The organism is Amnibacterium kyonggiense (genome assembly GCF_004364555.1).
GTDB lineage: Bacteria > Actinomycetota > Actinomycetes > Actinomycetales > Microbacteriaceae > Amnibacterium > Amnibacterium kyonggiense.
Genome location: NZ_SOAM01000003.1, coordinates 1 through 23,879, shown reverse-complemented (window position 1 = coordinate 23,879; position 23,879 = coordinate 1). Strand labels below are relative to the sequence as shown.

27 protein-coding genes are annotated in these 23,879 nt (G+C 74.0%); 19 read left to right on the top strand and 8 right to left on the bottom strand.

Translation table 11 applies throughout. From position 1 onward, the window contains the following. Entirely contained in the window at positions 1 to 651 is a 651-nt protein-coding gene (locus CLV52_RS13270) for a pentapeptide repeat-containing protein (RefSeq protein ID WP_162850850.1), read from the bottom strand. 79 nt (positions 652 to 730) lie between these two features. On the opposite strand from CLV52_RS13270, the gene CLV52_RS13265 reads away from it, so the two are divergent. Further along, positions 731 to 1,783 carry an LLM class flavin-dependent oxidoreductase gene (locus CLV52_RS13265; protein ID WP_133766867.1) on the top strand — a complete coding sequence of 351 codons (1,053 nt, stop codon included), beginning with the start codon at positions 731 to 733 and terminating at the stop codon, positions 1,781 to 1,783. Between the two features lie 72 nt (positions 1,784 to 1,855). Here CLV52_RS13265 and arr read toward each other — a convergent pair whose 3' ends face one another. Continuing rightward, entirely contained in the window at positions 1,856 to 2,275 is a 420-nt protein-coding gene (gene arr / locus CLV52_RS13260; RefSeq protein ID WP_133766866.1) for an NAD(+)--rifampin ADP-ribosyltransferase, read from the bottom strand. Further along, positions 2,272 to 2,661, bottom strand: coding sequence for a DUF1844 domain-containing protein (locus CLV52_RS13255; protein ID WP_133766865.1), 390 nt, complete (start codon positions 2,659 to 2,661; stop codon positions 2,272 to 2,274). The genes arr and CLV52_RS13255 overlap by 4 nt, the downstream gene beginning before the upstream one ends. A 297-nt stretch (positions 2,662 to 2,958) precedes the next feature. On the opposite strand from CLV52_RS13255, the gene infC reads away from it, so the two are divergent. The 6 genes from infC to CLV52_RS13225 all read left to right on the top strand — a co-directional run bounded on the left by infC (position 2,959) and on the right by CLV52_RS13225 (position 6,868). Next, positions 2,959 to 3,585, top strand: a complete 627-nt coding sequence (gene infC, locus CLV52_RS13250) for a translation initiation factor IF-3 (protein WP_246018131.1) — start codon at positions 2,959 to 2,961, stop codon at positions 3,583 to 3,585. Beyond that, positions 3,585 to 3,779: a 50S ribosomal protein L35 gene (gene rpmI / locus CLV52_RS13245; RefSeq protein WP_133766864.1), complete on the top strand. Its 195-nt coding sequence runs from the start codon at positions 3,585 to 3,587 to the stop codon at positions 3,777 to 3,779. The genes infC and rpmI overlap by 1 nt, the downstream gene beginning before the upstream one ends. Positions 3,780 to 3,804: 25 nt before the next feature. Beyond that, positions 3,805 to 4,188 (top strand): 50S ribosomal protein L20, encoded by a 384-nt coding sequence (gene rplT, locus CLV52_RS13240; protein WP_133766863.1) that lies wholly within the window; start codon positions 3,805 to 3,807, stop codon positions 4,186 to 4,188. 81 nt (positions 4,189 to 4,269) lie between these two features. Continuing rightward, positions 4,270 to 5,058, top strand: coding sequence for a TrmH family RNA methyltransferase (locus CLV52_RS13235; protein ID WP_133766862.1), 789 nt, complete (start codon positions 4,270 to 4,272; stop codon positions 5,056 to 5,058). A gap of 143 nt (positions 5,059 to 5,201) precedes the next feature. Continuing rightward, positions 5,202 to 5,636 (top strand): YciI family protein, encoded by a 435-nt coding sequence (locus CLV52_RS18760; protein ID WP_133766861.1) that lies wholly within the window; start codon positions 5,202 to 5,204, stop codon positions 5,634 to 5,636. Continuing rightward, positions 5,633 to 6,868 (top strand): RNA polymerase sigma factor, encoded by a 1,236-nt coding sequence (locus CLV52_RS13225; protein WP_133766860.1) that lies wholly within the window; start codon positions 5,633 to 5,635, stop codon positions 6,866 to 6,868. The genes CLV52_RS18760 and CLV52_RS13225 overlap by 4 nt, the downstream gene beginning before the upstream one ends. A gap of 49 nt (positions 6,869 to 6,917) precedes the next feature. On the opposite strand, the gene CLV52_RS13220 is transcribed toward CLV52_RS13225, so the two are convergent. Continuing rightward, entirely contained in the window at positions 6,918 to 7,769 is an 852-nt protein-coding gene (locus tag CLV52_RS13220) for an EamA family transporter (protein WP_133766859.1), read from the bottom strand. Positions 7,770 to 7,806: 37 nt separating this feature from the next. Further along, positions 7,807 to 8,301 carry an SRPBCC family protein gene (locus tag CLV52_RS13215; RefSeq protein ID WP_133766858.1) on the bottom strand — a complete coding sequence of 165 codons (495 nt, stop codon included), beginning with the start codon at positions 8,299 to 8,301 and terminating at the stop codon, positions 7,807 to 7,809. A gap of 144 nt (positions 8,302 to 8,445) precedes the next feature. Between CLV52_RS13215 and pheS the strand changes: the two genes are divergently transcribed. Beyond that, entirely contained in the window at positions 8,446 to 9,486 is a 1,041-nt protein-coding gene (gene pheS / locus CLV52_RS13210; RefSeq protein ID WP_133766857.1) for a phenylalanine--tRNA ligase subunit alpha, read from the top strand. 40 nt (positions 9,487 to 9,526) lie between these two features. Further along, positions 9,527 to 12,049, top strand: a complete 2,523-nt coding sequence (gene pheT / locus CLV52_RS13205) for a phenylalanine--tRNA ligase subunit beta (protein ID WP_133766856.1) — start codon at positions 9,527 to 9,529, stop codon at positions 12,047 to 12,049. A 50-nt stretch (positions 12,050 to 12,099) separates the two neighbouring features. Here the strand turns inward: pheT and CLV52_RS13200 are convergent, their stop codons facing one another. Then, positions 12,100 to 12,579, bottom strand: coding sequence for a GNAT family N-acetyltransferase (locus tag CLV52_RS13200; protein ID WP_162850849.1), 480 nt, complete (start codon positions 12,577 to 12,579; stop codon positions 12,100 to 12,102). A 152-nt stretch (positions 12,580 to 12,731) separates the two neighbouring features. Between CLV52_RS13200 and CLV52_RS13195 the strand changes: the two genes are divergently transcribed. From CLV52_RS13195 to CLV52_RS13155, 9 genes are all read left to right on the top strand, one after another. Next, positions 12,732 to 13,217: an FBP domain-containing protein gene (locus CLV52_RS13195; protein WP_133766854.1), complete on the top strand. Its 486-nt coding sequence runs from the start codon at positions 12,732 to 12,734 to the stop codon at positions 13,215 to 13,217. Positions 13,218 to 13,287: 70 nt separating this feature from the next. Continuing rightward, positions 13,288 to 14,331 carry an N-acetyl-gamma-glutamyl-phosphate reductase gene (argC, locus tag CLV52_RS13190; protein ID WP_133766853.1) on the top strand — a complete coding sequence of 348 codons (1,044 nt, stop codon included), beginning with the start codon at positions 13,288 to 13,290 and terminating at the stop codon, positions 14,329 to 14,331. Positions 14,332 to 14,350: 19 nt separating this feature from the next. Then, positions 14,351 to 15,505 carry a bifunctional glutamate N-acetyltransferase/amino-acid acetyltransferase ArgJ gene (argJ, locus tag CLV52_RS13185; RefSeq protein ID WP_133766852.1) on the top strand — a complete coding sequence of 385 codons (1,155 nt, stop codon included), beginning with the start codon at positions 14,351 to 14,353 and terminating at the stop codon, positions 15,503 to 15,505. 11 nt (positions 15,506 to 15,516) lie between these two features. After that, positions 15,517 to 16,422, top strand: a complete 906-nt coding sequence (gene argB, locus CLV52_RS13180) for an acetylglutamate kinase (RefSeq protein ID WP_133767400.1) — start codon at positions 15,517 to 15,519, stop codon at positions 16,420 to 16,422. After that, the gene (locus CLV52_RS13175; RefSeq protein ID WP_133766851.1) at positions 16,419 to 17,600 is read left to right on the top strand and encodes an acetylornithine transaminase; all 1,182 of its coding nucleotides are present in this window, start codon (positions 16,419 to 16,421) and stop codon (positions 17,598 to 17,600) included. Before argB ends, CLV52_RS13175 begins: the two co-directional genes overlap by 4 nt. Positions 17,601 to 17,793: 193 nt before the next feature. Next, positions 17,794 to 18,717 (top strand): ornithine carbamoyltransferase, encoded by a 924-nt coding sequence (gene argF / locus CLV52_RS13170; RefSeq protein WP_133766850.1) that lies wholly within the window; start codon positions 17,794 to 17,796, stop codon positions 18,715 to 18,717. A 40-nt stretch (positions 18,718 to 18,757) separates the two neighbouring features. Then, positions 18,758 to 20,182 carry an argininosuccinate lyase gene (gene argH, locus CLV52_RS13165; RefSeq protein WP_133766849.1) on the top strand — a complete coding sequence of 475 codons (1,425 nt, stop codon included), beginning with the start codon at positions 18,758 to 18,760 and terminating at the stop codon, positions 20,180 to 20,182. Beyond that, the gene (locus tag CLV52_RS13160) at positions 20,179 to 20,358 is read left to right on the top strand and encodes a hypothetical protein (RefSeq protein ID WP_133766848.1); all 180 of its coding nucleotides are present in this window, start codon (positions 20,179 to 20,181) and stop codon (positions 20,356 to 20,358) included. The genes argH and CLV52_RS13160 overlap by 4 nt, the downstream gene beginning before the upstream one ends. Continuing rightward, positions 20,355 to 20,984, top strand: coding sequence for a DNA-3-methyladenine glycosylase (locus CLV52_RS13155; RefSeq protein ID WP_133766847.1), 630 nt, complete (start codon positions 20,355 to 20,357; stop codon positions 20,982 to 20,984). The genes CLV52_RS13160 and CLV52_RS13155 overlap by 4 nt, the downstream gene beginning before the upstream one ends. 16 nt (positions 20,985 to 21,000) lie before the next feature. Here CLV52_RS13155 and CLV52_RS13150 read toward each other — a convergent pair whose 3' ends face one another. Then, a complete protein-coding gene (locus tag CLV52_RS13150) occupies positions 21,001 to 21,558 on the bottom strand; it encodes a hypothetical protein (RefSeq protein ID WP_133766846.1) in 558 nt (185 codons plus the stop codon). A gap of 16 nt (positions 21,559 to 21,574) precedes the next feature. Next, a complete protein-coding gene (locus tag CLV52_RS13145) occupies positions 21,575 to 22,174 on the bottom strand; it encodes a DNA-binding protein (protein ID WP_133766845.1) in 600 nt (199 codons plus the stop codon). Between the two features lie 91 nt (positions 22,175 to 22,265). Here CLV52_RS13145 and tyrS point away from each other — a divergent pair, with 91 nt between their 5' ends. After that, entirely contained in the window at positions 22,266 to 23,567 is a 1,302-nt protein-coding gene (gene tyrS, locus CLV52_RS13140; protein ID WP_133766844.1) for a tyrosine--tRNA ligase, read from the top strand. Positions 23,568 to 23,879 lie beyond the last annotated feature (312 nt).

The window sequence follows — 23,879 nt, the reverse complement described above, 5'->3', positions numbered from 1 at the left end:
TCAGTCGATGCGGACGCCGAGCGCCTCAGCGAAGAGCGGGGCGAACCGTGGCAGCTGGTCGCTCGAGAGGATCGCGCCGGCGAGCCCGGCGGCGTGGTCGATCCCGTCGAGGTCCGCCCCGCGGAGGTCGAGCGCCTCGATCCGGGCCCCGTGCACGGAGAGCTCCCGCACGGTCGATCCGATGAGGGCGGTGCGGCGCACCGTCGCGCCCCGGAGGTCGAGGTCGCCGATCGTGCAGTCGACGAAGCGGACGTCCTCCAACGTCGCGTCCGAGAGTCCGAGGTAGTCGATGCGGCAGCCGACGAGCTCGACGCGGCCGAGGCCGGCCTCGAACCACTCCGCCGCACCGAGGCGGCAGCCCTCGATCCGGACGTCGCGGAGGGTGACGCGGGCCGCCCGCAGCGCGGTGGCGGTCACGCCGTCGAGCACGCTGTCGACGACGCGCGCGCCGTCGAGGCGGGCGTCGTCGAGCACGACGCGCTCGAGGAGGCACTCGTCGAGCACCGCGCCGGTCAGCTGCGCACCCGACGCGTCGAGCCCGCTGAAGCGGAGTCCGTCGAACCGGCCGTCCCCCTCGAGCACGCCGCCGTCCACGAGGTCCGGCAGCACGACCGGGGAGAGCCGAGGGGCCGTCGTGTCTCGCTTCGCCACGATCCGACGCTAGAGGTCGCCGCCGACGACCGCCGCCCTCCCCTCCCGGATCCCTCGTCCGAGCGCTAGGATGGTTGACATGTCTACGAAACGCATCGGCTTCCTGTCCTTCGGGCACTGGGGCGCCTCGCGCGGGTCGAGCACGCCGACCGCGGCGGACACCCTGCTGGAGACGATCGAGCTCGCCGTCGCCGCCGAGGAGATCGGCATCGACAACGCGTCCATCCGCGTCCACCACTTCGCGCCGCAGCTCTCGGCGCCGTTCCCGCTGCTGGCCGCGATGGCCGCGCGGACGAGCCGCATCGAGCTCGGCACCGGCGTCATCGACATGCGGTACGAGAACCCGCTCTACATGGCGGAGGAGGCGGCGGTCGCCGACCAGATCTCGGGCGGCCGACTCCAGCTCGGCGTGAGCCGTGGCTCGCCCGAGACCGCGCTGAACGGCGCGCACGCGTTCGGGTTCGTGCCGCCGGAGGGCATGAGCGACGCCGACCTCGCCCGCCACAAGCTCGAGATCTTCATGGCGGCCATCGACGGCGCGGCCGTCGTCGCCTCCGACCCCCGCATGACGGGCGTCTCGCAGGGCCTCGCCGTGCAGCCGCAGTCGCCGGGCCTCGCGCGGCGGATCTGGTGGGGGAGCGGCACCCGAGCCACCGCGACGTGGGTGGCGGAGCAGGGGCTGAACATGCAGTCCTCCACCCTGCTCACCGAGGACACGGGCGTGCCGTTCGACGAGCTGCAGGCGGAGCAGATCCAGGTCTACCGCGACGCGTGGAAGGCGGCCGGGCACGGCTGGGAGCCCCGCGTCTCCGTGAGCCGCAGCATCATGCCGATCACGACGGACGTCGACCGGATGTACTTCGGCGGCGAGCGCGGCTCCGAGGACCAGGTCGGCTGGCTCGACGGCGGCAATGCCCGCTTCGGGAAGACGTACGCAGGCGAGCCGGACGTGCTCGCGGAGGAGCTCGCGAAGGACGCCGCCGTGCAGGCGGCGGACACCCTGCTGCTCACCATCCCGAACCAGCTGGGCGTCGAGTACAACGCCCGCCTGCTCGAGACGGTCGCGAAGCACGTCGCCCCGGCCATCGGCTGGGTGCCGCCCGCCGAGCGGCGGCTGCAGCCGACGGCGTGAGCCCTTCGCGTCGCGATTCGAGCCGCTTCCGCGCGGCGGATGCGGCTCGGATCGCGACGCGGATCCCCGTGCTCAGTTGATGATCTCGGCGCGGGAGGCGCTGAGGGCGGCCAGCCGCTCGCGCCACGTCCGCAGCGCCTCCGGCGTGAGCCGCGTCCAGTCGTGGACCTCCGTCACCACGCGCAGCGGCTCCCGGGTGCGGAAGGAGCGCGTGGGGTTGCCCGGGAACTTCTTGTCGGTGACGTTCGGGTCGTCCTCGAACTGGCCGGTCGGCTCGACCTCGTAGACGTGGGGCTCGGCGCCGCCGCCGACCAGCTCCGCGGCGAGCTCGGCCGCGAGGCCGGCCCCGTCCCGCAGTGCGGTGAAGTAGACGTGGTTCATCACGACCTCGGGGCGGTAGTTCGACGGCCGGCCCGCCGTCAGGAGGGCGCCCGGCTCCAGCGGTGCGGCCGTCCCGTGGAAGAACGGCCCCGTCTCGAGCGCTCCGCTCACGTGACGGGGCCGGTCCACTTCTCGCCCGGGCCCTTGCCGATCGGGTCGGGGAAGGCCGATGCCTCGCGGAACGCGAGCTGCAGCGTGCGGAGGCCGTCGCGCAGCGGCCGAGCGTGCGAATCGCTGAGGTCGGGAGCCGCCGCGGTGATCAGGCCGGCGAGCGCGGTGATCAGCTTCCGCGCCTCGTCGAGGTCCGTCTCCGTGCCGGGATCGTCCGCGAGGCCGCACTTCACCGCGGCGGCGCTCATCAGGTGCACGGCGGCGGCGCCGATCACCTCCACCGCGGGCACGTCGGCGATGTCGCGCGTCGCGTCCGCGAGCTCGTCGGGGGAGTCGGCGGCCTCGGCCTCGCCCGGAGGCTCGTCGGAGAAGCGGTAGTCGGTCACGTCCCCATTCTCTGCGGACCGGGGAACGGCTGCGGACCGGGGCGTGCCTGCCGGCTCTGGTACGATGCTGCGGTTCCGGGCTTCGACCCGGTGTGCAAAGTGGAGCGATCCCACCTCGCGCCCGCCTTCACCGAAGGGCGACGAGGTCGAAGCACCTCCCTCCGGGTTCCGGGGCGACGGGGTGCCAGGAGTGCGGCGCGGACCGGCCAGCCGGAGCGCGCACACGGAATCCTTCTGCCTGAACGCCGGTTGAACCCACGGGGCGCCGCATCCGCGGTCGTCCCACCGACCGACTGTTTGGAGCAACGCATCAGCGATCCCCGTACCAATGACAAGATCCGCGTCCCGGAGGTCCGACTCGTCGGCCCCGCCGGTGAGCAGGTCGGTGTCGTCCCCATCGAGACCGCCCTCCGGCTGGCCCGTGAGGCGGACCTCGACCTCGTCGAGGTCGCGCCGAACTCCCGTCCCCCGGTGGTCAAGATCATGGACTACGGGAAGTTCAAGTACGAGACGGCGCAGAAGGCCAAGGAGGCCCGTCGCAACCAGGCGAACACGGTCCTCAAGGAGGTCCGCTTCCGCCTCAAGATCGACTCGCACGACTACGAGACCAAGCGCAAGCGCGCCGAGGGCTTCCTCAAGGACGGCGACAAGGTCAAGGCCATGATCCTGTTCCGCGGTCGCGAGCAGTCCCGTCCCGACCAGGGCGTGCGCCTGCTCGCCCGGTTCGCGGAGGACGTGCGCGAGTTCGGCAACGTGGAGTCCAACCCCACGATCGACGGCCGCAACATGGTCATGGTCATCGGCCCGATCAAGAGCAAGGTCGACGCGAAGGCGGAGCAGAACGCCAAGCGCGCGGCCGCCCGGAGCCAGAACACCCCCGCACCCACCGGTGCGGGCGAAGCCCCGACATCCCAGGAGCAGTGATGCCGAAGCAGAAGACGCACTCCGGTGCCAAGAAGCGGTTCAAGATCACCGGCAGCGGCAAGGTCATGAAGGCCCAGGCCGGCATGCGGCACAACCAGGAGAAGAAGCCGAGCCGGCTCACGCGCCGCCTCACCGGCGAATCCGAGGTGGCCGCGCCGCAGGCCAAGCAGATCAAGAAGATGCTCGGCCGCTAGGCCCGAAGGACTCAAGGAGACATTCATGGCTAGGGTCAAGCGCGCCGTCAACGCGGCCAAGAAGCGCCGCGTCGTCCTCGAGCGGGCGGAGGGCTACCGCGGTCAGCGATCGCGCCTCTACCGCAAGGCGAAGGAGCAGGTCACCCACTCCCTCGTCTACGCCTACCGCGACCGCCGCCAGAAGAAGGGCGACTTCCGTCGCCTCTGGATCCAGCGGATCAACGCGGCCTCCCGCGCGAACGGCCTCACCTACAACCGGTTCATCCAGGGCCTGACCCTGGCCGGTGTCGAGGTCGACCGCCGCATCCTCGCGGACCTCGCGATCAACGAGCCCGCCACGTTCGCGGGCCTCGTGGCGACGGCGAAGGCGGCCCTCCCGGCCGACACGTCGGCGCCCGCCACCGCGTAGGCAGCAGCACCGCACGACGAGCCCGGCCGCGAGGCCGGGCTCGTCGCACGTCCGGCCCGCATCGAGACGACTGGAGACCCGTTGATCGAGTCCACGAAGAACGCGACCGTGAAGCGGGTGGCGCGGCTGAAGCAGCGGCCCGACCGCGAGGCGACCGGCCTCGCCCTCATGGAGGGCCCCCAGGTCGTCCGGGAGCTCATCGCCCACGCGGCGTCGACCGTCGAGGAGCTCTTCTTCACGTCCGACGGCTTCGGGCGGCACCCCGAGCTGGCGGAGGCCGCGACGGCCGCGGGCATCGAGGTCGAGTTCGTCACCGACGCGGTCCTCGCCGCGATGGCCGACACGCGCACGCCGCAGGGCGTGCTCGCGGTCGCCCACCAGACGCCCACCCGACTCCGCGAGGCGCTGCCGGAGGGCACCCGCCTCGTCGCCGTCCTCGACGAGGTCCGCGACCCCGGGAACGCCGGCACGGTGATCCGCGCCGCCGATGCCGCGGGCGCGGACGTGGTGATCCTCACCGGGTCCTCCGTCGACCCGTACAACCCGAAGGTCGTCCGCGCGACGACGGGCTCGCTGTTCCACCTGTCGGTCGTGACCGGCGTGACGATCGAGGCCGCCGCCGAAGAGGTGCGGGCCGCCGGGCTGTCGCTGCTCGCCGCCGACATGGGCGGCGAACCGCTCCCGGCGACCGACCTGAGCGGTCCGACGGCATGGCTGTTCGGGAACGAGGCGCACGGCCTGTCCGACACGGCGCGGGCGCTGGCGGACCGCACGGTCGCCGTGCCGATCTACGGGAAGGCGGAGTCGCTGAACCTCGGCACCGCCGCCGCGGTCTGCCTCTACGCCTCCGCGTTCGCCCACCGCGCCTGAGGTGTTCACGGATACGGAGATCCGCGCCGCGAAGCGCCGGATCTCCGTATCCGTGAACCCCCGATGTCGATCCGCGGTGTCCCCGTTCGACGTGTAGGCATGGAGGCGCAGAGGGCGCCCCACGACACGTCCGGGAGGACACCATGCCCAAGTACATGCTGATCATGCGCAACAGCCGGTCGGAGCAGTCGTTCGAGGAGATGGACTTCGACGCCGTGATCACGGCGATGGGGAAGTTCAACGAGGCGATGATCGAGGCGGGCGTGCTGCTCGCCGGGGAGGGGCTGTCCGACGCGGCGCAGGGCGCGGTCGTCGAGTTCACCGGTGAGGCCCCGATCGTCACCGACGGCCCCTACGGCGAGGCGCACGAGCTCTTCAACGGCTTCTGGACCATCCAGGCCGCCACGAAGGAGGAGGCGGTCGAGTGGGCGAAGCGGGCGCCGCTGACGAAGGGGAACAGGATCGAGGTCCGGCGCGTGACGGACGAGAGCGACTTCGCCGGGCACGAGGACAACGAGTACCTCCAGAAGGAGCAGGGCTGGCGCGCGGACGAGGAGGCCCGACGGCTCGCGCAGTGACCCGCGTCGGGGAGGCCGAGGCCGCCCGCGCCGTCGAGGCGGTCTGGCGCATCGAGAGCGCGCGGATCGTCGCGACGCTCGCCCGGACGACGGGCGACCTCGGCCTCGCGGAGGACCTGGCGCAGGAGGCGCTGCTCGAGGCCCTCGAGCAGTGGCCCGCGGTCGGCACGCCGCGCAACCCGGGCGCGTGGCTCACCGCGGTCGCGAAGCGACGGGTGATCGACGGATGGCGTCGCCGGGAGCGCCTCGACGACCGGTACCGCGCGATCGCGCACGACCTCGCCGAGACGCGGGAGGAGGACTGGGAGCCGATCGGCGACGACGTCCTCCGCCTCGTGATGACGGCCTGCCACCCGGCGCTGTCGCGAGAGTCGCAGGTCGCGCTGACGCTGCGGGTCGTGAGCGGCCTGACCACCGAGGAGATCGCGCGCCTCCTGCTCGTGCCGGTGCCCACCGTGCAGGCGCGGATCACGCGGGCGAAGAAGGCGCTCGCGGGGGTGCCGTTCGAGGTGCCCGACCCCGGGGAGTGGAGCGCGCGCCTCGGCGGGGTGCTCGGGGTCGTGTACCTCGTGTTCACGGAGGGGTACTCGGCCACCAGCGGCGCGGAGTGGATGCGTCCCGACCTCGCCGCGGAGGCCCTCCGGCTCGGCCGCGTGCTCGCGGGCCTGGTCCCGCGGGAGCCCGAGGTGCACGGCCTGGTCGCCCTGATGGAGCTGCAGGCCTCCCGCTTCGCCGCTCGCCGCGGCCCCGACGGCGAACCGGTGCTGCTCGAGGACCAGGACCGCTCGCGCTGGGACCGGGCGCAGATCGGCCGCGGCACGGCCGCCCTCCGCCGGGCGGAGGCGCTGGGCGGCGGTCGCGGCCCGTACGAGCTGCAGGCGGCGATCGCCGAGCAGCACGCGATCGCGCCCTCCGTCGCGACCACGGACTGGGGGCGCATCGCCCTGCTCTACGCGGCGCTCGAGGCCCTCGCCGCGAACCCGGTCGTCACCCTGAACCGCGCGATCGCCGTCGCCATGGCGGACGGGCCGGAGGCCGGCCTCGCGATCGTGGACGCCCTCGCGGCGACGGGTGCCCTCCGGGGCTCCCATCTGCCGCCGAGCGTCCGCGGCGAGCTGCTCGCCCGCGCCGGCCGCCGCGACGAGGCCGCGGCCGCGCTCGCGGAGGCCGCCGCACTCGCGACCAACGACCGGACCCGCGCGGTCCTCCTCGCGAAGGCCGCCCTCCGCTGACGCACCTTCCGTTCTGGAGGACGCCACCTCCTCCAAGACGGAGAATCGGTCAGCCGCGGGCGAGGGCGAGCCCGGCCACCCCGGCGACGGCGACGAGCAGCCCGATCGCGTGGCGGGCGCGGAGGCGCTCGTGGAGGACGACGACCGCCAGTCCCACCGTGGTCGCGGGGTAGAGCGCCGAGAGCGCGGACACGATCGCGAGGCCCGGCAGGTGCAGCGCGGTGACGAGCAGCACCGTCGCGACGCCCTGGGTCAGCCCGGCGGCGACGATCACCGCGACCTCCCGGCGGGTCGGCGGAGCGGCCGCCCCGCCGCGGCGCCGGCTCACGAGCAGCAGGACCCCGACCGCGACGACCGCGGCGACGGAGTCCGAGAGCATCGGCACCGCTCCGGAGTCCTCGGGCGTCGCGTCCATGAACACGAAGTACGCCGCGTAGACCACGCCGGTGACGAGGGTCAGCACCACGGTCCGCGGTCGCGGGCGGAGCCCGGCGTCGGGCTCCGCACCGATCAGGACGCCGCCGACGACGATCGCGGCGAGCGCCGCGATGGCCGGCGGGGAGGTGCCCTCGCCGGTCGAGAAGGCCCAGAGCGCGGGGAGCACGGCGCTCATCAGGGCGACGACCGGGGAGACGAAGCCGACCGGCCCCACCGCGAGCGCCGCGTAGAGCAGGAGCACCCCGACGCCGGCGGCGGCACCGGCGAGCGCTCCGAACACGACCGCGGACCAGGACCACCGGGACTCGACGATCGCGAACGCCGGCAGCACCGTGACGCCGCTGACGACGAGCGCACCGAACGCGACCTCCGTCGCGGACCGCGTCCGCGAGCCGACGGCGCCGAAGAAGTCGGAGACGCCGTAGAGCAGCGACGAGACGAGCCCGAGCACCACGACCGTCACGGACGGTCAGTCAACCGGACGCGGGCGGGTCCGGCGCTCAGGCGCGGGCGGGCTCCTCCGACACCGCGGCGGTGACGGCGGTGATCATCCGGCGCATGTAGGCGTTCCAGAGCGGGCCGACGACGAGGGCCATCAGCGTCCGGCGGAACGGTCGCGGCGCGAACTCCCACGTCCAGCGCAGCAGCGCACCGGTGCCGTCGGGCGACGCGGACCACTCGCCGCGCACGCCGTGCACGAGCTTGCCGAACACATCGGTGAAGCCGACGAGCTCGTAGGCGAAGCCCGTACCGGCCGTGTACTCGATCATCGTCTCGGTGACCGTCCCGCCGTCCGCGAGGCGGTGCACGCGGCTGGCGCCGACGTGGTCCCAGGTCTCGTCGTCGACGGCGGTCACGGCGGGGAAGACGCCCCACCCGACGAACATGTCGGGGATCGGGTACGCCGCGATGCGCTCGAGCGCGACCGCGGGCGGCAGCGGGCTCCTGGCGAACGCGGTCGCCGACGGGCCGACGTGCGGGCGGTCGATCAGCATGGACGGTTGTTCGGAGCCGGGCGCGGCATGGTGTGCAGTCTGCCCCGAACCGGGGCCGCCCTCCAGCGGCGCCCCTCGCGGTCGTCGGGGCGGTCGTCGGGGGCGGGAGGACCCGGCGGGCTCGGATCCGTAGGATCGTGGACCGTGTCCGACGCCCTGCTGACCGAGGAATCGGTGTCCGCCGCGGTCGAGGCGGCGCTCGCCGCCGTCGACGCCGCGACCGACACCGCGGCGCTGAAGGCCGCGCGCATCGCCCACACGGGCGAGTCGTCGGCGCTCGCCCGCCTGAACGCGCGCCTCCGCGACCTCCCGCCCGCCGAGAAGCCCGCCGCCGGGAAGCTGGTCGGCCAGGCGCGGGGCCGGGTCAACGCCGCGGTCGCCGCGCGGGAGGCCGTGCTGGCCGAGGCGGAGCGGGCCGCACTGCTCGAGGCCGAGCGCGTCGACCTGACCGCCGCACCGGTGCGGGCGCGGATCGGCGCGCGGCACCCGCTGACCCTGGTCCGCGAGACCGTGGAGGACGCCTTCATCGCGATGGGGTGGGAGGTCGCGTCCGGGCCGGAGCTCGAGCACGAGTGGTTCAACTTCGACGCTTTGAACATCGACCCGGACCACCCGGCACGCAGCCCGCAGGACACGCTGTTCGTCGAGCCGCTCGGGGCGCACCTCGTGATGCGCACGCAGACCTCCCCGGTGCAGGTCCGCTCGCTCATCGAGCGGGGCGCGCCGCTGTACGTCCTCGCACCGGGGCGGGTCTACCGCACCGACGAGATCGACGCGACGCACCTGCCGGTGTTCAACCAGTTCGAAGGCCTCGCGATCGACCGCGGCCTCACGATGGCGCACCTCCGCGGCACGCTCGAGCACCTCGCGCGCCGCATGTTCGGCGAGGCGGCCCGCATCCGTCTGCGGCCGAACTTCTTCCCCTTCACCGAGCCGTCCGCCGAGATGGACGTGTGGCAGCCGAACGCCAAGGGCGGCGCCCGGTGGATCGAGTGGGGCGGCTGCGGCATGGTCCACCCGAACGTGCTCCGCGCCGCCGGGCTCGACCCGGAGGAGTTCCAGGGCTTCGCGTTCGGCCTCGGCATCGAGCGCACGCTCCAGTTCGCGGAGGACCTGAACGACATGCGGGACATGATCGAGGGCGACGTCCGCTTCGCCGGCCAGTGGGGCCTGGTGACCCGGTGACCCGCCGCCGTACCGCTCCCGCTCCGAACGAGGTGCACGCATGAGGATCCCCGTCGGCTGGCTGGCCGAGTACGCCGATCTGCCCGCGGGCACGACGCCCGAGGCGCTGCACGCCGCGCTGGTGCGCGTCGGGTTCGAGGAGGAGACCGTCCACGGCGGCGACCTCTCCGGTCCCGTCGTGGTCGGCGAGGTGCTCGAGTTCACGCCCGAGCCGCAGAAGAACGGCAAGACGATCCGCTGGTGCTCCGTGCGGGTGGCGCCGGAGGGCGAGCGCGCGGCCGACGGCGGCGAGGCCGTCCGCGGCATCGTCTGCGGCGCCGGCAACTTCCTCGTCGGCGACAAGGTCGTCGTCACCCTGCCGGGCACCGTGCTGCCCGGACCGTTCCCGATCGCCGCGCGGAGGACGTACGGCCACGTCTCGGACGGGATGATCGCGTCCTCCCGCGAGCTCGGCCTGTCGGACGAGCACGACGGCATCCTCCGGCTCACCGAGATCGGGCTCGACCCGGAGGTCGGCACTGACGCGATCGCGCTCCTCGGCCTCGACGACGCCGCGGTGGAGATCAACGTCACGCCGGACCGCGGCTACGCGCTGTCGATCCGCGGCGTCGCGCGCGAGTACGGCGCCTCCACGGGTGCGGCGTTCCGCGACCCGGCGCTCGCCGTGTCCCCGCCGGACACGGACGACGGCGCGGTCCGCGTCGCGGTCGACGACGGCGCGCCGATCCGCGGCCGGGCCGGCTGCTCGGTGTTCGTCACGCGCGTGGTGCGCGGCATCGACCCCGCGGCGCCCGTGCCCCGCTGGATGTCGAGCCGCCTCCGCCTCGCCGGCGTCCGCTCGATCTCGCTCGCCGTCGACGTGACGAACTACGTGATGCTCGAGCTCGGGCAGCCGCTGCACGGATACGACCTCGCCCGGATCGGCGGCGGCGCGCTCGGCGTGCGCCGGGCGAAGCCGGGGGAGCCGCTCGTCACGCTCGACGGGCAGCGGCGTGCGCTCGACGCCGAGGACCTCGTGATCACGGACGGGACGGGCGCCGCGATCGGCCTGGCGGGCGTCATGGGCGGCGAGGCGACGGAGATCGGCGCGTCGACGACGGACGTCGTGATCGAGGCGGCGAACTTCGACCCGGTGTCCATCGGCCGCACCGCCCGCCGGCACAAGCTCCCGTCGGAGGCGAGCCGTCGCTTCGAGCGAGGCGTCGACCCCGCGGTCGCCCGGGCCGCGGCGCAGCGCGCCGTCGACCTGCTCGTCGAGCTGGGCGGCGGCACCGCCGACCCGGGCCAGACGTGGTTCGACGCGGCCGAGCGGCCGGCCGCCGTGCTCCTCCCGACGGACGCCGTGCTCCGCCGCACCGGGGCGCGGGCGACCGACGCGGAGGCCGTCGCCGCGCTCGAGGCGATCGGCTGCACGGTCGAGTCGGGGGAGGACGGCCTGCTCGTCGTGCCGCCGACGTGGCGGCGCGACCTGCTCGAGCCCGTCGACCTCGTCGAGGAGGTCGTCCGCATCGTCGGCTACGACCGCATCCCGTCGGTGCTGCCGGTCGCCCCGCCCGGGCGGGGGCTCACCCGCGAGCAGCGGCTCCGCCGGTCCCTCGGCACGGTCCTCGCCGCCACCGGCGGTTCCGAGGTGCAGTCCTACCCGCTCGTCTCCGCCGAGCAGCAGGCGGCGTACGCGCCCGGGCCGTCGATGCGGGTCGCGAACCCGCTCGACGCGACGGCGCCGCTCCTGCGCCGCTCCCTGCTGCCCGGCCTGCTCGACGCGGTGCGCCGGAACCGGGCGCGCGGCCTCGTCGACGTGGCGCTGTTCGAGCTCGGCTCGGTGTTCCTCCCCGTCGAGGGCGCGTCCTACGGCACCGCCGAGCTGCCGCCGGTCGGCGCGCGGCCCGCGCCGGAGCTCCTCACGCGGATCACCGACGACCTGCCGCCGCAGCCGGTGCACGTCGCGGTCGTCGTCGCGGGCGACCGCCTGCCGAAGGGGCCCGGGCACGCCGCGGAGCCGGTCGATTGGCGCGACGCGGTCGACGCCGTGCGCCGGATCGGCGCGGCGGTCGGCGTCGAGCTCCGCGTGCGGCAGGAGGCGGTGCCCGCCGGGTTCCACCCGACGCGCTCCGGCGAGGTCGTGACGGTCGGCACGCCGGAGCAGGTCGTCGGCGTCGCCGGCGAGCTGCTGCCCGGCTCGGTGGCGGACGTGCCGGGCCGCGTCGCCGCGGTCGAGGTGGACGTCGACGCCCTCCTCGCCGCCGCGCCCCGCGGGGTCGAGTTCGCACCGATCTCGACGATGCCCGCGGCGACGCAGGACGTCTCCCTCGTGGTCGCGGAGACCGTGCCGGCGGACGGGGTGCGGGACGCGGTCGTGTCCGGGGCCGGCGCGCTGCTCGAGGCGATCGACCTCGTCGACGACTACCGCGGCGCCGGCCTGCCGGACGGCGCGAAGTCCCTCACGTTCGCCCTCCGCTTCCGCGCGCCCGACCGCACCCTGACCGCTGCCGAGGCGACCGCCGCGAAGCATGCCGGCGTCGAGGTCGCCGCGGAGCGCTGGGGCGCCCGCCTCCGCGAGTAGCCCCGCTCTCCGTCTCGGAGGACCAGCCGTCCTGCGAGACGGAGAACGCGTCAGCCCGCCGGGGCGTCCGCGGGCCGGTCGCGGTGCAGCAGCGTCGCGGCGCCGTGGAACCCGGCCGCCTCGTAGAGGGCGACGCCGGGCGAGTTCGAGTGCACGGTGAGTCGCGGGATGCCGCGGCGGTCGGCCTCCGCCGTGATCGCGTTCATCAGCGCCAGACCGACGCCGTGGCCACGCTTGCCGGGCAGCACGTACACGCTCTGGAGGTCGCCGGTCCTCCGCCTGCGCTCGACGAAGTCGGGCACGCGCTCGAAGACGACGAGCCACGCCATGCCGATCAGGGTGTCGCCCATGACGGCGACCCGGCAGAGCACCCGGTCGCCCATCCGGTCCATCCAGGCGGCGAGCTCGTCCGCGTAGACCCACTCCGCGGCCTTGTCCGGACGCGGGTCGAGGCCGGCCCAGTCGATCTTCAGCTGCGCGAGCTGGCGCAGCTCGTCGGGACGCGGCGCGCGGACCTCGTACGGCTTCATGCGCACAGCCTGCTCCCGCAGGAGGACAATGGGCGCCGTGAACCACGGGAAGGAGGTCGTCGGCGGGTTCTCCGTCGGCGGCAGAGGGTCGTCCACCTCCTGACGACCCTTTTCCCCGCGCCCGCGGGCGCATCCGACAGAACGGTTCATCCATGCACGCCCTCGACGAGGGCACCCTCCGCGCGTCGTTCGTGAACACGACGCGCAAAGAGGTGTCCGACCTGACCCTGCCCGCGGACTTCGCCGCCCTCGACTGGAGCCGGCTCGACCTCCTCGGCTGGCGCGACCCGAAGCTCGCGAAGCGGGCGTACGTCGTCGTCCCCACCGACGACGGCACCGTCGGCGTGCTCCTGCGCCGCGCCGACGCGACCCCCGTCGCCCGGGCCCAGTGCTCCTGGTGCCAGGACGTGCGGCTGCCGAACGACGTCGTGCTGTACACCGCGAAGCGCGCCGGCGCGGCGGGCCGCAGGGGCGACACCGTCGGCGTCCTCGTCTGCGAGTCGTTCCAGTGCTCCGCGAACGTCCGCAAGCCGCCGCCGATCGCCTACCTCGGCTTCGACGTCGAGGCGGCCAGGGAGGAGCGGATCCGCACGCTGCGCGAGCGCGCCGCCGGGTTCGCCGCCGCCGTCCTCGCCTGACGCCCTCCGCGGGCCCCGTCGCCGACGGGGCCCGCGGAGGGCGTCAGGCGCGGCTCGGTAGGGTGCTGACGTGGGATTCCGGGTCGCCGTCGCGGGTGCGAGCGGGTACGCGGGCGGCGAGGTCCTCCGCCTCCTCGCCGCGCACCCGGAGCTCGACGTCGTCACGGTGACCGGGCACTCGAGCGTCGGGAGGACGGTCGGGGAGGTCCAGCCCCACCTCGCCAGCTCCGCCGACCTGGTGTTCCAGGACACGACGACGGAGGTGCTCGCCGGCCACGACGTCGTCTTCCTCGCGCTGCCCCACGGGCAGTCCGGCGCGATCGCGGCGCAGCTGCCCGACGACGTGCTCGTGATCGACGCCGGGGCCGACCACCGCCTCACGAGCGAGGCGGACTGGCACGCGTTCTATCCGGGGGAGTGGCACGGTGCCTGGACCTACGGCGTGCCCGAGCTGCCCACCGCCGACGGCCGGCTCCGCACCGCCCTCGCGGCGACGAAGCGCATCGCGGCACCGGGCTGCAACGCCTCGGCCGTCAGCCTCGCGCTCGCCCCCGCCGTCGCGGCGGGTCTCGTGGAGCAGGACGACCTCGTCGCGGTGCTCGCGGTCGGCCCGTCCGGCGCGGGCCGCTCCAGCTCGCCCGCGCTGTCCGCGAGCGAGCTGCTCGGGTCCGCGAACGCGTATCAGATCGGCGGCGTGCACCGGCACGTGCCGGAGATCCTCCAGAACCTCGCGCTCGTCACCGGCGTGCGCGGCACCGTCTCCTTCACCCCGGTGCTCGTGCCGATGGCGCGCGGCATCCTCGCGACCTGCACGGCCCGGCTCGCTCCCGACGCGGACGAGCGGCGGATCCGGGCGGTGTACGAGGAGGCGTACGGCGACGAGCGGTTCGTCCGCCTCCTGCCGGCCGGCCGCTTCCCCGCGGTCGAGCACACGATCGGCGCGAACACGCTGCTGCTCGGCCTCGCGGTCGACGCGGCGGCGAACCGGTTGGTCGTGGTCGCCGCCCTCGACAACCTCGTCAAGGGCACGGCGGGCGCCGCGATCCAGTCGGCGAACCTCGCCCTCGGCCTGCCGGAAGCGGCGGGGCTGCCGCTCGACGGGACGGCACCATGATCATCGACGGAACGGCACCATGAGCGTCACCGCAGCAGCAGGGTTCGAAGCGGCCGGCGTGGAGGCCGGCCTGCGCTCCGGCGAGGGCCCCGACCTCGCGCTCGTCGTCAACCGCGGGCCCTCCGCGGCCGCGGCGGCCGTGTTCACCTCCAACCGCTGCACGGCGAACCCGATCATCTGGAGCAAGCAGGTCATCAAGGACGGCGTGGTGTCCGCGATCGTCCTAAACTCCGGCGGCGCCAACTGCTACACCGGGATGCTCGGCTTCCAGGTCGTGCACGAGACGGCGGAGGCGGCGGGGCGCGTCCTCGACCTGTCGCCCGGCGACGTCCTCGTGTGCTCGACGGGACTCATCGGCGAGCAGCTCGACTCCACGAAGCTCGTCGCCGGCGTCGCGCGCGCGGCTGGGGCGCTCGCGGAGGACGGAGGCGGCTCCGCGGCGCGCGCGATCATGACCACCGACACGCGCCCGAAGCAGGCGGTGCGGCGCGGCAGCACGGGCTGGACGGTCGGCGGGATGGCGAAGGGCGCCGGCATGCTCGCGCCCGGTCTCGCGACGATGCTCGTCGTGATCACGACGGACGCCGACGTGGAGTCGGCCGACCTCGACGCCGCGCTGCGCGCCGCGACGCGGGTCACGTTCGACCGCCTCGACTCCGATGGCTGCATGTCGACGAACGACCAGGTGACGCTCCTCGCGTCCGGGGCGTCCGGCGTCGCGCCGGACCCCGACGAGTTCCAGGCGCTGCTCGTCGACCTCTGCCGCGACCTCGCGCTGCAGCTGCAGTCCGACGCGGAGGGCGCGGCGCACGACGTCGCGATCGAGGTGCGGAACGCGGCGGACGAGGACGACGCCGTCGAGGTCGGCCGGGCCGTCGCCCGGAGCAACCTCTTCAAGGCGGCCGTGTTCGGCAACGATCCGAACTGGGGCCGGGTGCTCGCCGCGGTCGGGACCACGAAGGCCGCCTTCGACCCGTTCGGGATCGACGTCGCGATGAACGGCGTCCAGGTGTGCCGGGCCGGGCAGCCGGACCAGCCGCGGACGCTCGTCGACCTCACGGAGCGGGCGGTGTCGGTCGTCATCGACCTCCACGCGGGTGAGGCGTCCGCGACGGTCTGGACGAACGACCTCACGCACGACTACGTCCACGAGAACAGCGCGTACGCCTCGTGACCACGCCGGCGATTCCCGGGCTGCCGGTCCAGACCACGACCCCGGACGAGGCCGCCGCGAAGGCCGCCGTCCTGATCGAGTCGCTGCCGTGGATCACGCGCTTCGCGGGCAGGGTCGTCGTCATCAAGTTCGGCGGCAACGCCATGGTGGACGACGCCCTCACGGCCGCCTTCGCGGAGGACGTCGTGTACCTCCGCACCGTCGGCGTCCGCCCGGTCGTCGTCCACGGCGGCGGCCCGCAGATCTCCGCGATGCTCGAGCGGCTCGGCATCGCGAGCGAGTTCCGCGGGGGCTACCGCGTGACGACGCCGGAGGTGATGGACGTCGTCCGCATGGTGCTGACGGGCGTCGTGAGCCGCGACCTCGTCGGCGCGATCAACCTCCACGGCCCGATCGCGACCGCGATCTCCGGCGAGGACGGCGGCCTGTTCGGCGGTCGGCGCCGAACCACGGAGGTCGATGGCGCGGAGGTCGACCTCGGGCAGGTCGGCGACGTCGTCGCGGTGGACCCGACGCCGGTCCTCGCCCAGCTCGACGCCGGCGGCATCCCCGTCGTCTCCACGATCGCGCCGGACCTCGACCGCCCGGGGGAGTCGCTGAACGTGAACGCGGACAGCGCCGCCGCCGCGCTCGCCGTGGCGCTCGGGGCGGAGAAGCTCGTCGTGCTCACCGACGTGCCCGGCCTCTACGCGGACTGGCCGAACCGCGACTCGCTCGTCTCCTCCCTGACCACGGCCGAGCTGACGGCGATGCTGCCGTCCCTCGAGTCGGGCATGATCCCCAAGATGACCGCGTGCCTGGAGGCGGTCGTCGGCGGAGTGCCGAAGGCGGCCGTGATCGACGGCCGCGTCCCGCATTCCGTGCTGCTCGAGGTGTTCACGGGCAGCGGCATCGGCACGGAGGTGGTCCCCGCATGACGACGGCGACGACGACGGACTGGCGCGAGCGTCACGCCCACGACCTGATGGCGAGCTACGCGCCGCCGCTGCGGCTGCTCGTCCGCGGCGAGGGCTGCTGGGTGTGGGACGACGAGGGCACGCGGTACCTCGACTTCCTCGGCGGCATCGCCGTGAACTCGCTCGGCCACGCGCACCCCGCGGTGGTCGAGGCGGTGAGCACGCAGATCGCCACGCTCGCCCACATCTCGAACTACTTCGCGAGCCCGGCGCAGCTGCAGCTCGCGGAGACGCTGAAGCGCATCACCGGCGCCGGCGACGAGGGCCGCGTCTACTTCGGCAACTCCGGCGCGGAGGCGAACGAGGCGGCGTTCAAGCTCGCCCGCCGCACCGGTCGGCCGCGCATCCTCGCGCTGCGGAACAGCTTCCACGGCCGCACCATGGGCGCGCTCGCGCTCACCGGCAAGCCCGCGCTGCAGGCGCCGTTCCTGCCGCTGCCCGGCGGCGTCGAGCACATCGACACGACCGTGGAGGCGCTGGAGGAGGCGATGCGCGACGACGTCGCCGCGCTGATCGTCGAGCCGATCAAGGGGGAGACGGGCGTCGTCCCGCTGCCCGACGGGTACCTCGCGGCCGCACGCCGCATCACGGAGCGGCACGGGGCGCTCCTGATCGTCGACGAGATCCAGACCGGCGTCGGCCGCACGGGCGCGTGGTTCGCGTACCAGCTGGAGGGCGTGACGCCGGACGCGGTGACGATCGCGAAGGGCATCGCGGGTGGCGTGCCGCTCGGTGTGCTCGTGACGTTCGGTGCCGCGAGCGGCCTGCTGCAGCGGGGCGACCACGGCAGCACCTTCGGCGGCAACCCGCTCGCGACCGCGGCGGCCAACGCGGTGCTCGACGTGATCGAGCGGGAGGACCTCGCCGGCAACGCGCACCGGCGGGGCGAGGAGATCCGCGCCGCCGTCGAACGCCTCCGCTCGCCCCTCGTCACGGAGGTGCGCGGCCGCGGCCTCCTGATCGGCGTCGGCACGGTCGAGGGCGCGTCCTCCGCGGTCGCGCAGGCCGCGCTCGCGAACGGCCTCATCGTCAACGCGATCAACCCGACGTCGATCCGCATCGCGCCGCCGCTGATCGTCGGCGACGAGGAGGTCGAGGCCTTCGCGGAGCGCTTCGGGACGGCGCTCGCCGCGTCCTGACCCGTCGGCGCTCGGCGGCTCCGATCGCAGCACCGAGGTCTCGACGGGCGCGATCCGACGATCCGGGCGTGCGAGGACGCCCGGATCGTCGCATCCCGCCCGAGTCGCACGCGTGCCGCGCCCCCCGGAGGCGGCCCGCAGCCGGCCCGCGGCCGATTCGGCCGATCCAGCTCGGCCCCAATAGCGTTGAGCGGTGACCCGCCACTTCCTCCGCGACGACGACCTGACCCCCGCCGAGCAGCTCGAGATCCTCGACCTGGCCGCGCAGGTGAAGGCGGACCGCTGGGGGAGGCGCCCGCTCGAGGGCCCGCAGACGGTCGCGGTGATCTTCGACAAGTCCTCCACGCGGACGCGGGTCAGCTTCGCGGTCGGCATCGCCGACCTCGGCGGCAGCCCGCTGATCATCTCGACGGCGAGCAGCCAGCTCGGCGGGAAGGAGACGCCCGCGGACACGGCGCGCGTCCTCGAGCGCATGGTGTCGGCGATCGTCTGGCGCACGTACGCGCAGGCGGGGCTCGAGGAGATGGCGGCGGGCACGACCGTCCCCGTCGTCAACGCGCTGTCCGACGACTTCCACCCGTGCCAGCTGCTCGCGGACCTGCTGACGATCCGCGAGCACAAGGGGCGCCTCGCCGGGCTGACGGTCGCCTTCGTCGGCGACGGCTCGGACAACATGGTGCACAGCTACCTGCTCGCGGGCGCGACCGCCGGCATGCACGTGCGCGTCGCCTTCCCGGAGGCGTATGCGCCCGTGACGGCGATCGTCGAGGATGCGCGGCGGATCGCGGCGGGGACCGGCGGCTCGATCACGCTGACGCACGACCCGCGCGAGGCGGTCTCGGGCGCCGACGTCGTCGTCACCGACACGTGGGTGTCGATGGGCCGGGAGGACGAGAAGGCCGTCCGGGTCGAGGCGCTCTCGCCGTACCAGGTGACCCCCGAGCTGATGGCGGCGGCCGTCGAGGACGCGGTGTTCCTCCACTGCCTGCCCGCCGATCGCGGCTTCGAGGTCGCGCCGGAGGTCATCGACGGGCCGCAGAGCGTCATCTGGGACGAGGCCGAGAACCGGCTCCACGCCCAGAAGGCCCTCCTGATCTGGCTGCTGGACCAGGCGTGACGGCCGCGGTCCGCAGCCGCTTCGCTAGGCTCGCGGCAGCATGAGCGACGGGCATCAGGGCACGAACGCGGGGTCGCTGTGGGGCGCGCGGTTCGCCTCCGGGCCCTCCGACGCGCTGCGCGAGCTGTCGCGGTCGACACACTTCGACTGGGCGCTCGCGCACTACGACATCGCCGGGTCGAAAGCGCACGCGGAGGCGCTCGCCGGGGCCGGCTACCTCACCCCGGACGACTTCGCGGGCCTGACGGCGGCGCTCGACCGCATCGACGCCCGGGTCGCCGACGGCTCCCTCGTGCCGGGACCGGACGACGAGGACGTGCACGCGGTCCTCGAGCAGGCGCTCCTCCACGAGGCGGGCGCCGAGCTCGGCGGGCGCCTGCGCGCGGGCCGCAGCCGCAACGACCAGATCGCGACCCTGATCCGGCTCTACCTGCGCGACCACGTCCGGGTGATCGGGCTGCAGCTGATCGACCTCGTCGACGCGCTCGGCGCGCAGGCGGACGCGACGTTCGGGGCGATCCTGCCCGGCCGGACGCACCTGCAGCACGCGCAGCCGGTGCTGCTCGCGCACCACCTCCTCGCGCACGCCTGGCCGCTGGTGCGGGACCTGGACCGCCTCGGCGACTGGGCGCGCCGCGCGGACGCGTCGCCCTACGGCTCGGGCGCCCTCGCCGGCTCGAGCCTCGGGCTCGACGACGGGCTCGTCGCCCGGCGGCTCGGGTTCTCGCGCACGGTCGAGAACTCCATGGACGGGACCGCGGCGCGCGACGTGGTCGCCGAGTTCGCCTTCATCGCGGCGATGATCGGCGTCGACCTGTCCCGGCTGGCGGAGGACGTGATCCTCTGGTCGACCCGCGACGTCGGGTTCGCGCGGCTGCACGACTCGTGGTCGACCGGGTCGTCGATCATGCCGCAGAAGAAGAACCCCGACATCGCGGAGCTCGCGCGCGGCAAGGCCGGCCGCCTCGTCGGCGACCTCGCCGGCCTGCTCACCACGCTGAAGGGGCTGCCGCTCGCGTACAACCGCGACCTGCAGGAGGACAAGGAGCCCGTCTTCGACCAGGTCGTGACGCTGGAGACGCTGCTGCCCGCGGTCACCGGTCTCGTCGCCACTCTGCGCTTCGACGTGGAGCGGATGGCCGCCTCCGCCCCAGAGGGCTACTCGCTCGCGACGGACGTCGCCGAGTGGCTGGTCAAGCAGGGCGTGCCCTTCCGCGACGCGCACGAGATCACGGGCGCGCTCGTCGCCGTCGCGGAGTCGCGCGGGGTCGGGCTGGACGGGCTCGACGACGCCGAGCTGCGCGCGGTGTCGCCCGCGCTGACCCCGGACGTGCGGTCGGTGCTCACCGCGGAGGGCTCCGTCGCGAGTCGCACCGGGGTGAGCGGCACGGCGCCCGAGCGCGTCAGGCACCAGCTGGCGACGCTCACCGAGCGGGTGCGGAGCGCGAAGGCGGCCCTGCCGTGAGCCGTCCGCGGCGACCGCTCCAGCAGCGGGACGGCCGCTACGGCGAGCACCACGGGGGCCGCTGGTCCAGCCCGTGGGTGATCCGGATCGTCGCGCTCGTCGCGGGCCTGATCCTCGTCGCGGCGATCGCGTACGCGGCAGCGAACGGGTTCCTGTTCGCGCTGCCGCGGCGGTGACGGCTGCGCTCCGGGAGCTGCTCGAGGCGCCGTCGCAGGAGGTGGCGCCACGGCTGCTCGGCGCGGTCGTCTCGCACACGACGGCGCAGGGCACCGTCGCCGTCCGCCTCACGGAGGTGGAGGCGTACGAGGGCGACGGCGAGGACCCCGGCTCGCACGCGTACCGCGGGAGGACGGCCCGGAACGCCGTCATGTACGGCGCCGCGGGGACGCTCTACACGTACTTTACCTACGGCATGCACACCTGCGCGAACGTGACCTGCTCCCCGCCCGGCCGCGCCTCCGCGGTGCTGCTGCGCGCCGGGGAGGTCGTGGCGGGGTCCTCGTTGGCCCGCAGCCGCAGGACGACCGCCCGCCGGGACGCGGACCTCGCCCGCGGACCCGCGCGACTGGTCGTGGCCCTCGGCATCGCGCTCGCCGACGGCGGCACCGACCTGCTCGCGCCGCCGTTCGGCCTGGCGCTCCCGGAGGCGCCGGTCGCCCGGGTCGCGACGGGGCCGCGCGTCGGTGTCTCCGGCGCGGGCGGGGACGGCGAGCGGTTCCCCTGGAGGTTCTGGATCCCGGACGACCCGACCGTGTCCGCGTATCGTCCGGGACGTCCGCCGAGGGCCCGCGCCCCGCGCTGAGCGGACGGAAGACGCGTCAGCGCGTCAGCAGCACCAGGCCGGCCGCCGCGGCGGCCCAGATCCAGCTGCCGAGCGTACCGACGATGAACCGCTCGCGCACGGGGCCCGTGTCCAGCTCGGTGAACCGGCCGACGCCCTTGATCGCGATGATCACGGCGAGGGCCTCCGGCACCCCGGCGATGATCGCGCCGGCGACCGCGAGCCGCTCGAGCAGGCCGATCACCTCGCCGCCGCGGAGCACCTCGCGCTCGTTCACGACGATGCCGCCGTGCACCCCTTCCCGCTCGTCGAAGGCGGTGCGGTCGAGCAGCAGGCGGACGACCGGGCTGCCGCCGGCGACGGCGACGACGAGCGCGGCCAGGGTGGTGAGGGCGGTCACGACGGCGGGGGATCCGTCCGGCACGACCGCCGCGACGAGCAGCGTGACCGCGAGCAGCACCACCGCGACGATCGTCACGACCTGTGCGCGCCGACGCCACGCGACGACGGAGACCACCGCGGTCGCGATCGGGCAGACGACGAACAGGAACCAGCCGAGGGCGTAGAGGAACCAGAACGACCCGATGGAGCTCACGCGGGCGATCGTATGGTCAGGCGGCGACGTCCAGCGAAGCGAGCGCCGCGACGAGCGCGGGCATCGCGTCGTGCTCGAGCCGGATCCCGGCCGCCCGCGCGCGCAGGCTGATCGCCTGAGGCGTGACCCCGAGCCGCTCGGCCACGGCGGCCTGGGACAGCCCCTCGTCGAGCAGGTCGGCGACCTCCCAGCCCTCGGGGGAGCGACGTGCCCGGACCTCGAGGAGCAGCCCGACCAGTGCCGAGACTCCCGTCGCCGCGGCGGCGTCGGCCGCGGCGACCGCCAGGTGGTGCTGCGCCCGCTTCGCGACGTCGACCGCCGCACGCGCGGCGAGGAAGGCGTCGCCGCGGGCCGCGCCCGTCGTCTCCGGCAGGGGCAGCCGGACCTCGCCGACGCCGATCCCGACGCTCCAGGTCCCCGTCCGTCGGAGCCGCAGCGCGGCGGCCAGCGCGGGCTCCGCTTCCGCGTACACGAGCTGGAACTCGTCGCCGGCGGTGCGGTCCGGTCCCAGCGCCGCACCGCGGCGGCGCCAGGCGTCCCGCTCCTCGAGCACCCCCGCGACGGCGTCCAGGTCGGATCCGCGGCTGTCGATCTGATCGACGGTGAGGACGAACACTTGGCAAGGCTACAGGCTTGATCCAGCAGGAACAAGTCCCGATGCTTGATTTTGCAGGATCAATGCGGGTCCGCGCTGCTAGCGTCGACCCGTGTCATCGACCGTGCTCGCCCGCCAGCACAACGATCCGAGCTTCGCCTCCGTCTGGGAGGAGCTGCAGTGGCGCGGACTCGTCCACGTCTCCACCGACGAGGACGCGCTCGCCGCGGCGCTCGCCGCGGGGCCGATCACCGCGTACTGCGGTTTCGACCCGACCGCGCCGAGTCTGCACCTCGGTCACCTGACCCAGCTCCTCGTGCTGCGCCGGCTCCAGCTCGCCGGCCACCGCCCGCTCGGTCTCGTCGGCGGGTCCACCGGGCTCATCGGCGATCCGCGACCCACCTCAGAGCGGGTGCTCCGCACGAAGGACCTCGTCGCCGACTGGGTCGCGCGGATCCAGGCGCAGGTGGCGCCGTTCCTCGACTTCGAGGGGCCGAACGCGGCGGAGCTCGTGAACAACCTCGACTGGACGGCGCCGCTGTCGGCCATCGACTTCCTCCGGGACATCGGCAAGCACTACCGGATCGGCACGATGCTGAAGAAGGACGCGGTCGCCGCCCGGCTCAATTCGGACGCCGGGATCAGCTACACGGAGTTCAGCTACCAGATCCTCCAGGGCTACGACTTCCTCGAGCTCTACCGGTCGCGGGGCTGCGTGCTGCAGACCGGCGGCAGCGACCAGTGGGGCAACCTCACGAGCGGCATCGATCTGATCCGTCGAGCGGAGGGGGTGTCGGTCCACGCGATCGGCACGCCGCTGATCACCGACAGCGAGGGCAGGAAGTTCAGCAAGAGCGAGGGGACGGCGATCTGGCTCGACCCGTCCGAGACCTCGCCGTACGCCTTCTTCCAGTTCTGGCTCAACTCGGCCGACGCCGACGTCGTCCCGCGGCTCAAGGTGTTCACCTTCCTCGACCGCGAGGAGATCGAGGCGCTCGAGGTCGCCGTCCGCGAGCGGCCGGGGGCGCGCGAGGCGCAGCGCCGGCTGGCGTGGGAGGTGACCGCGCTGGTGCACGGCGACGCGGCGGCGGAGGCCGCCCGCGCCGCCTCGGCCGCCCTCTTCGGCTCTGGCGACCTGGCCGCCGTGGACGCGGAGACGCTCGCGGCGGCCCTCGAGGAGCTGCCGCGGACGACGGGGGAGCCCGGGCGGCGGCTGGACGAGCTGCTCACGACCGTCGGCCTCGCGAAGTCGAACGGCGACGCGCGCCGCGGCATCGCCCAGGGCGGGGTCTACGTGAACAACCGGCGCGTCGAGGACCAGGACGCCGCCCTCGCGGAGGCCGACCTGCTCCACGGACGGTTCGCGGTGCTGCGGCGCGGCAAGCGGACGCTCGCCGCCGTCGTGGCCCCCTGAGTCGCGAGCGGAACCCCGGAACGACGCGCGACACGCCCCATGTTTCGCCCGAGTTGCGAACAGGTGACGAGACCCGTAATGTCTTCTCCTGTCAGCGCGACGCCGCGGATGAGGACAGGGTCACTTCGATCCGGACTCTCCGCCCACTGCCTGACAGGCCGAACGGCCCTCACGCACAGCGAGTCGAATCGCCGGTGCTAGGGTCTGCAAGCCGAAATCGAGGCGCCTCGAGCTGCTGGGTGTGAGCCTGGTGGGCGATGTGCGGCCGATCCTTGAGAACTCAACAGCGTGCACAATTGTCAATGCCAATAA

Excerpts from the sequence above, each read along its gene's own strand:
- CLV52_RS13265 (WP_133766867.1), top strand. The coding sequence starts at position 731 with ATGTCTACGAAACGCATCGGCTTCCTGTCCTTCGGGCACTGGGGCGCC.
- rpmI (WP_133766864.1), top strand. The coding sequence starts at position 3,585 with ATGCCGAAGCAGAAGACGCACTCCGGTGCCAAGAAGCGGTTCAAGATC.
- rplT (WP_133766863.1), top strand. The coding sequence starts at position 3,805 with ATGGCTAGGGTCAAGCGCGCCGTCAACGCGGCCAAGAAGCGCCGCGTC.
- CLV52_RS18760 (WP_133766861.1), top strand. The coding sequence starts at position 5,202 with ATGCCCAAGTACATGCTGATCATGCGCAACAGCCGGTCGGAGCAGTCG.
- CLV52_RS13215 (WP_133766858.1), bottom strand. The coding sequence starts at position 8,301 with ATGCTGATCGACCGCCCGCACGTCGGCCCGTCGGCGACCGCGTTCGCC.
- pheT (WP_133766856.1), top strand. The coding sequence starts at position 9,527 with ATGAGGATCCCCGTCGGCTGGCTGGCCGAGTACGCCGATCTGCCCGCG.
- CLV52_RS13200 (WP_162850849.1), bottom strand. The coding sequence starts at position 12,579 with ATGAAGCCGTACGAGGTCCGCGCGCCGCGTCCCGACGAGCTGCGCCAG.
- CLV52_RS13195 (WP_133766854.1), top strand. The coding sequence starts at position 12,732 with ATGCACGCCCTCGACGAGGGCACCCTCCGCGCGTCGTTCGTGAACACG.
- argJ (WP_133766852.1), top strand. The coding sequence starts at position 14,351 with ATGAGCGTCACCGCAGCAGCAGGGTTCGAAGCGGCCGGCGTGGAGGCC.
- CLV52_RS13175 (WP_133766851.1), top strand. The coding sequence starts at position 16,419 with ATGACGACGGCGACGACGACGGACTGGCGCGAGCGTCACGCCCACGAC.
- argH (WP_133766849.1), top strand. The coding sequence starts at position 18,758 with ATGAGCGACGGGCATCAGGGCACGAACGCGGGGTCGCTGTGGGGCGCG.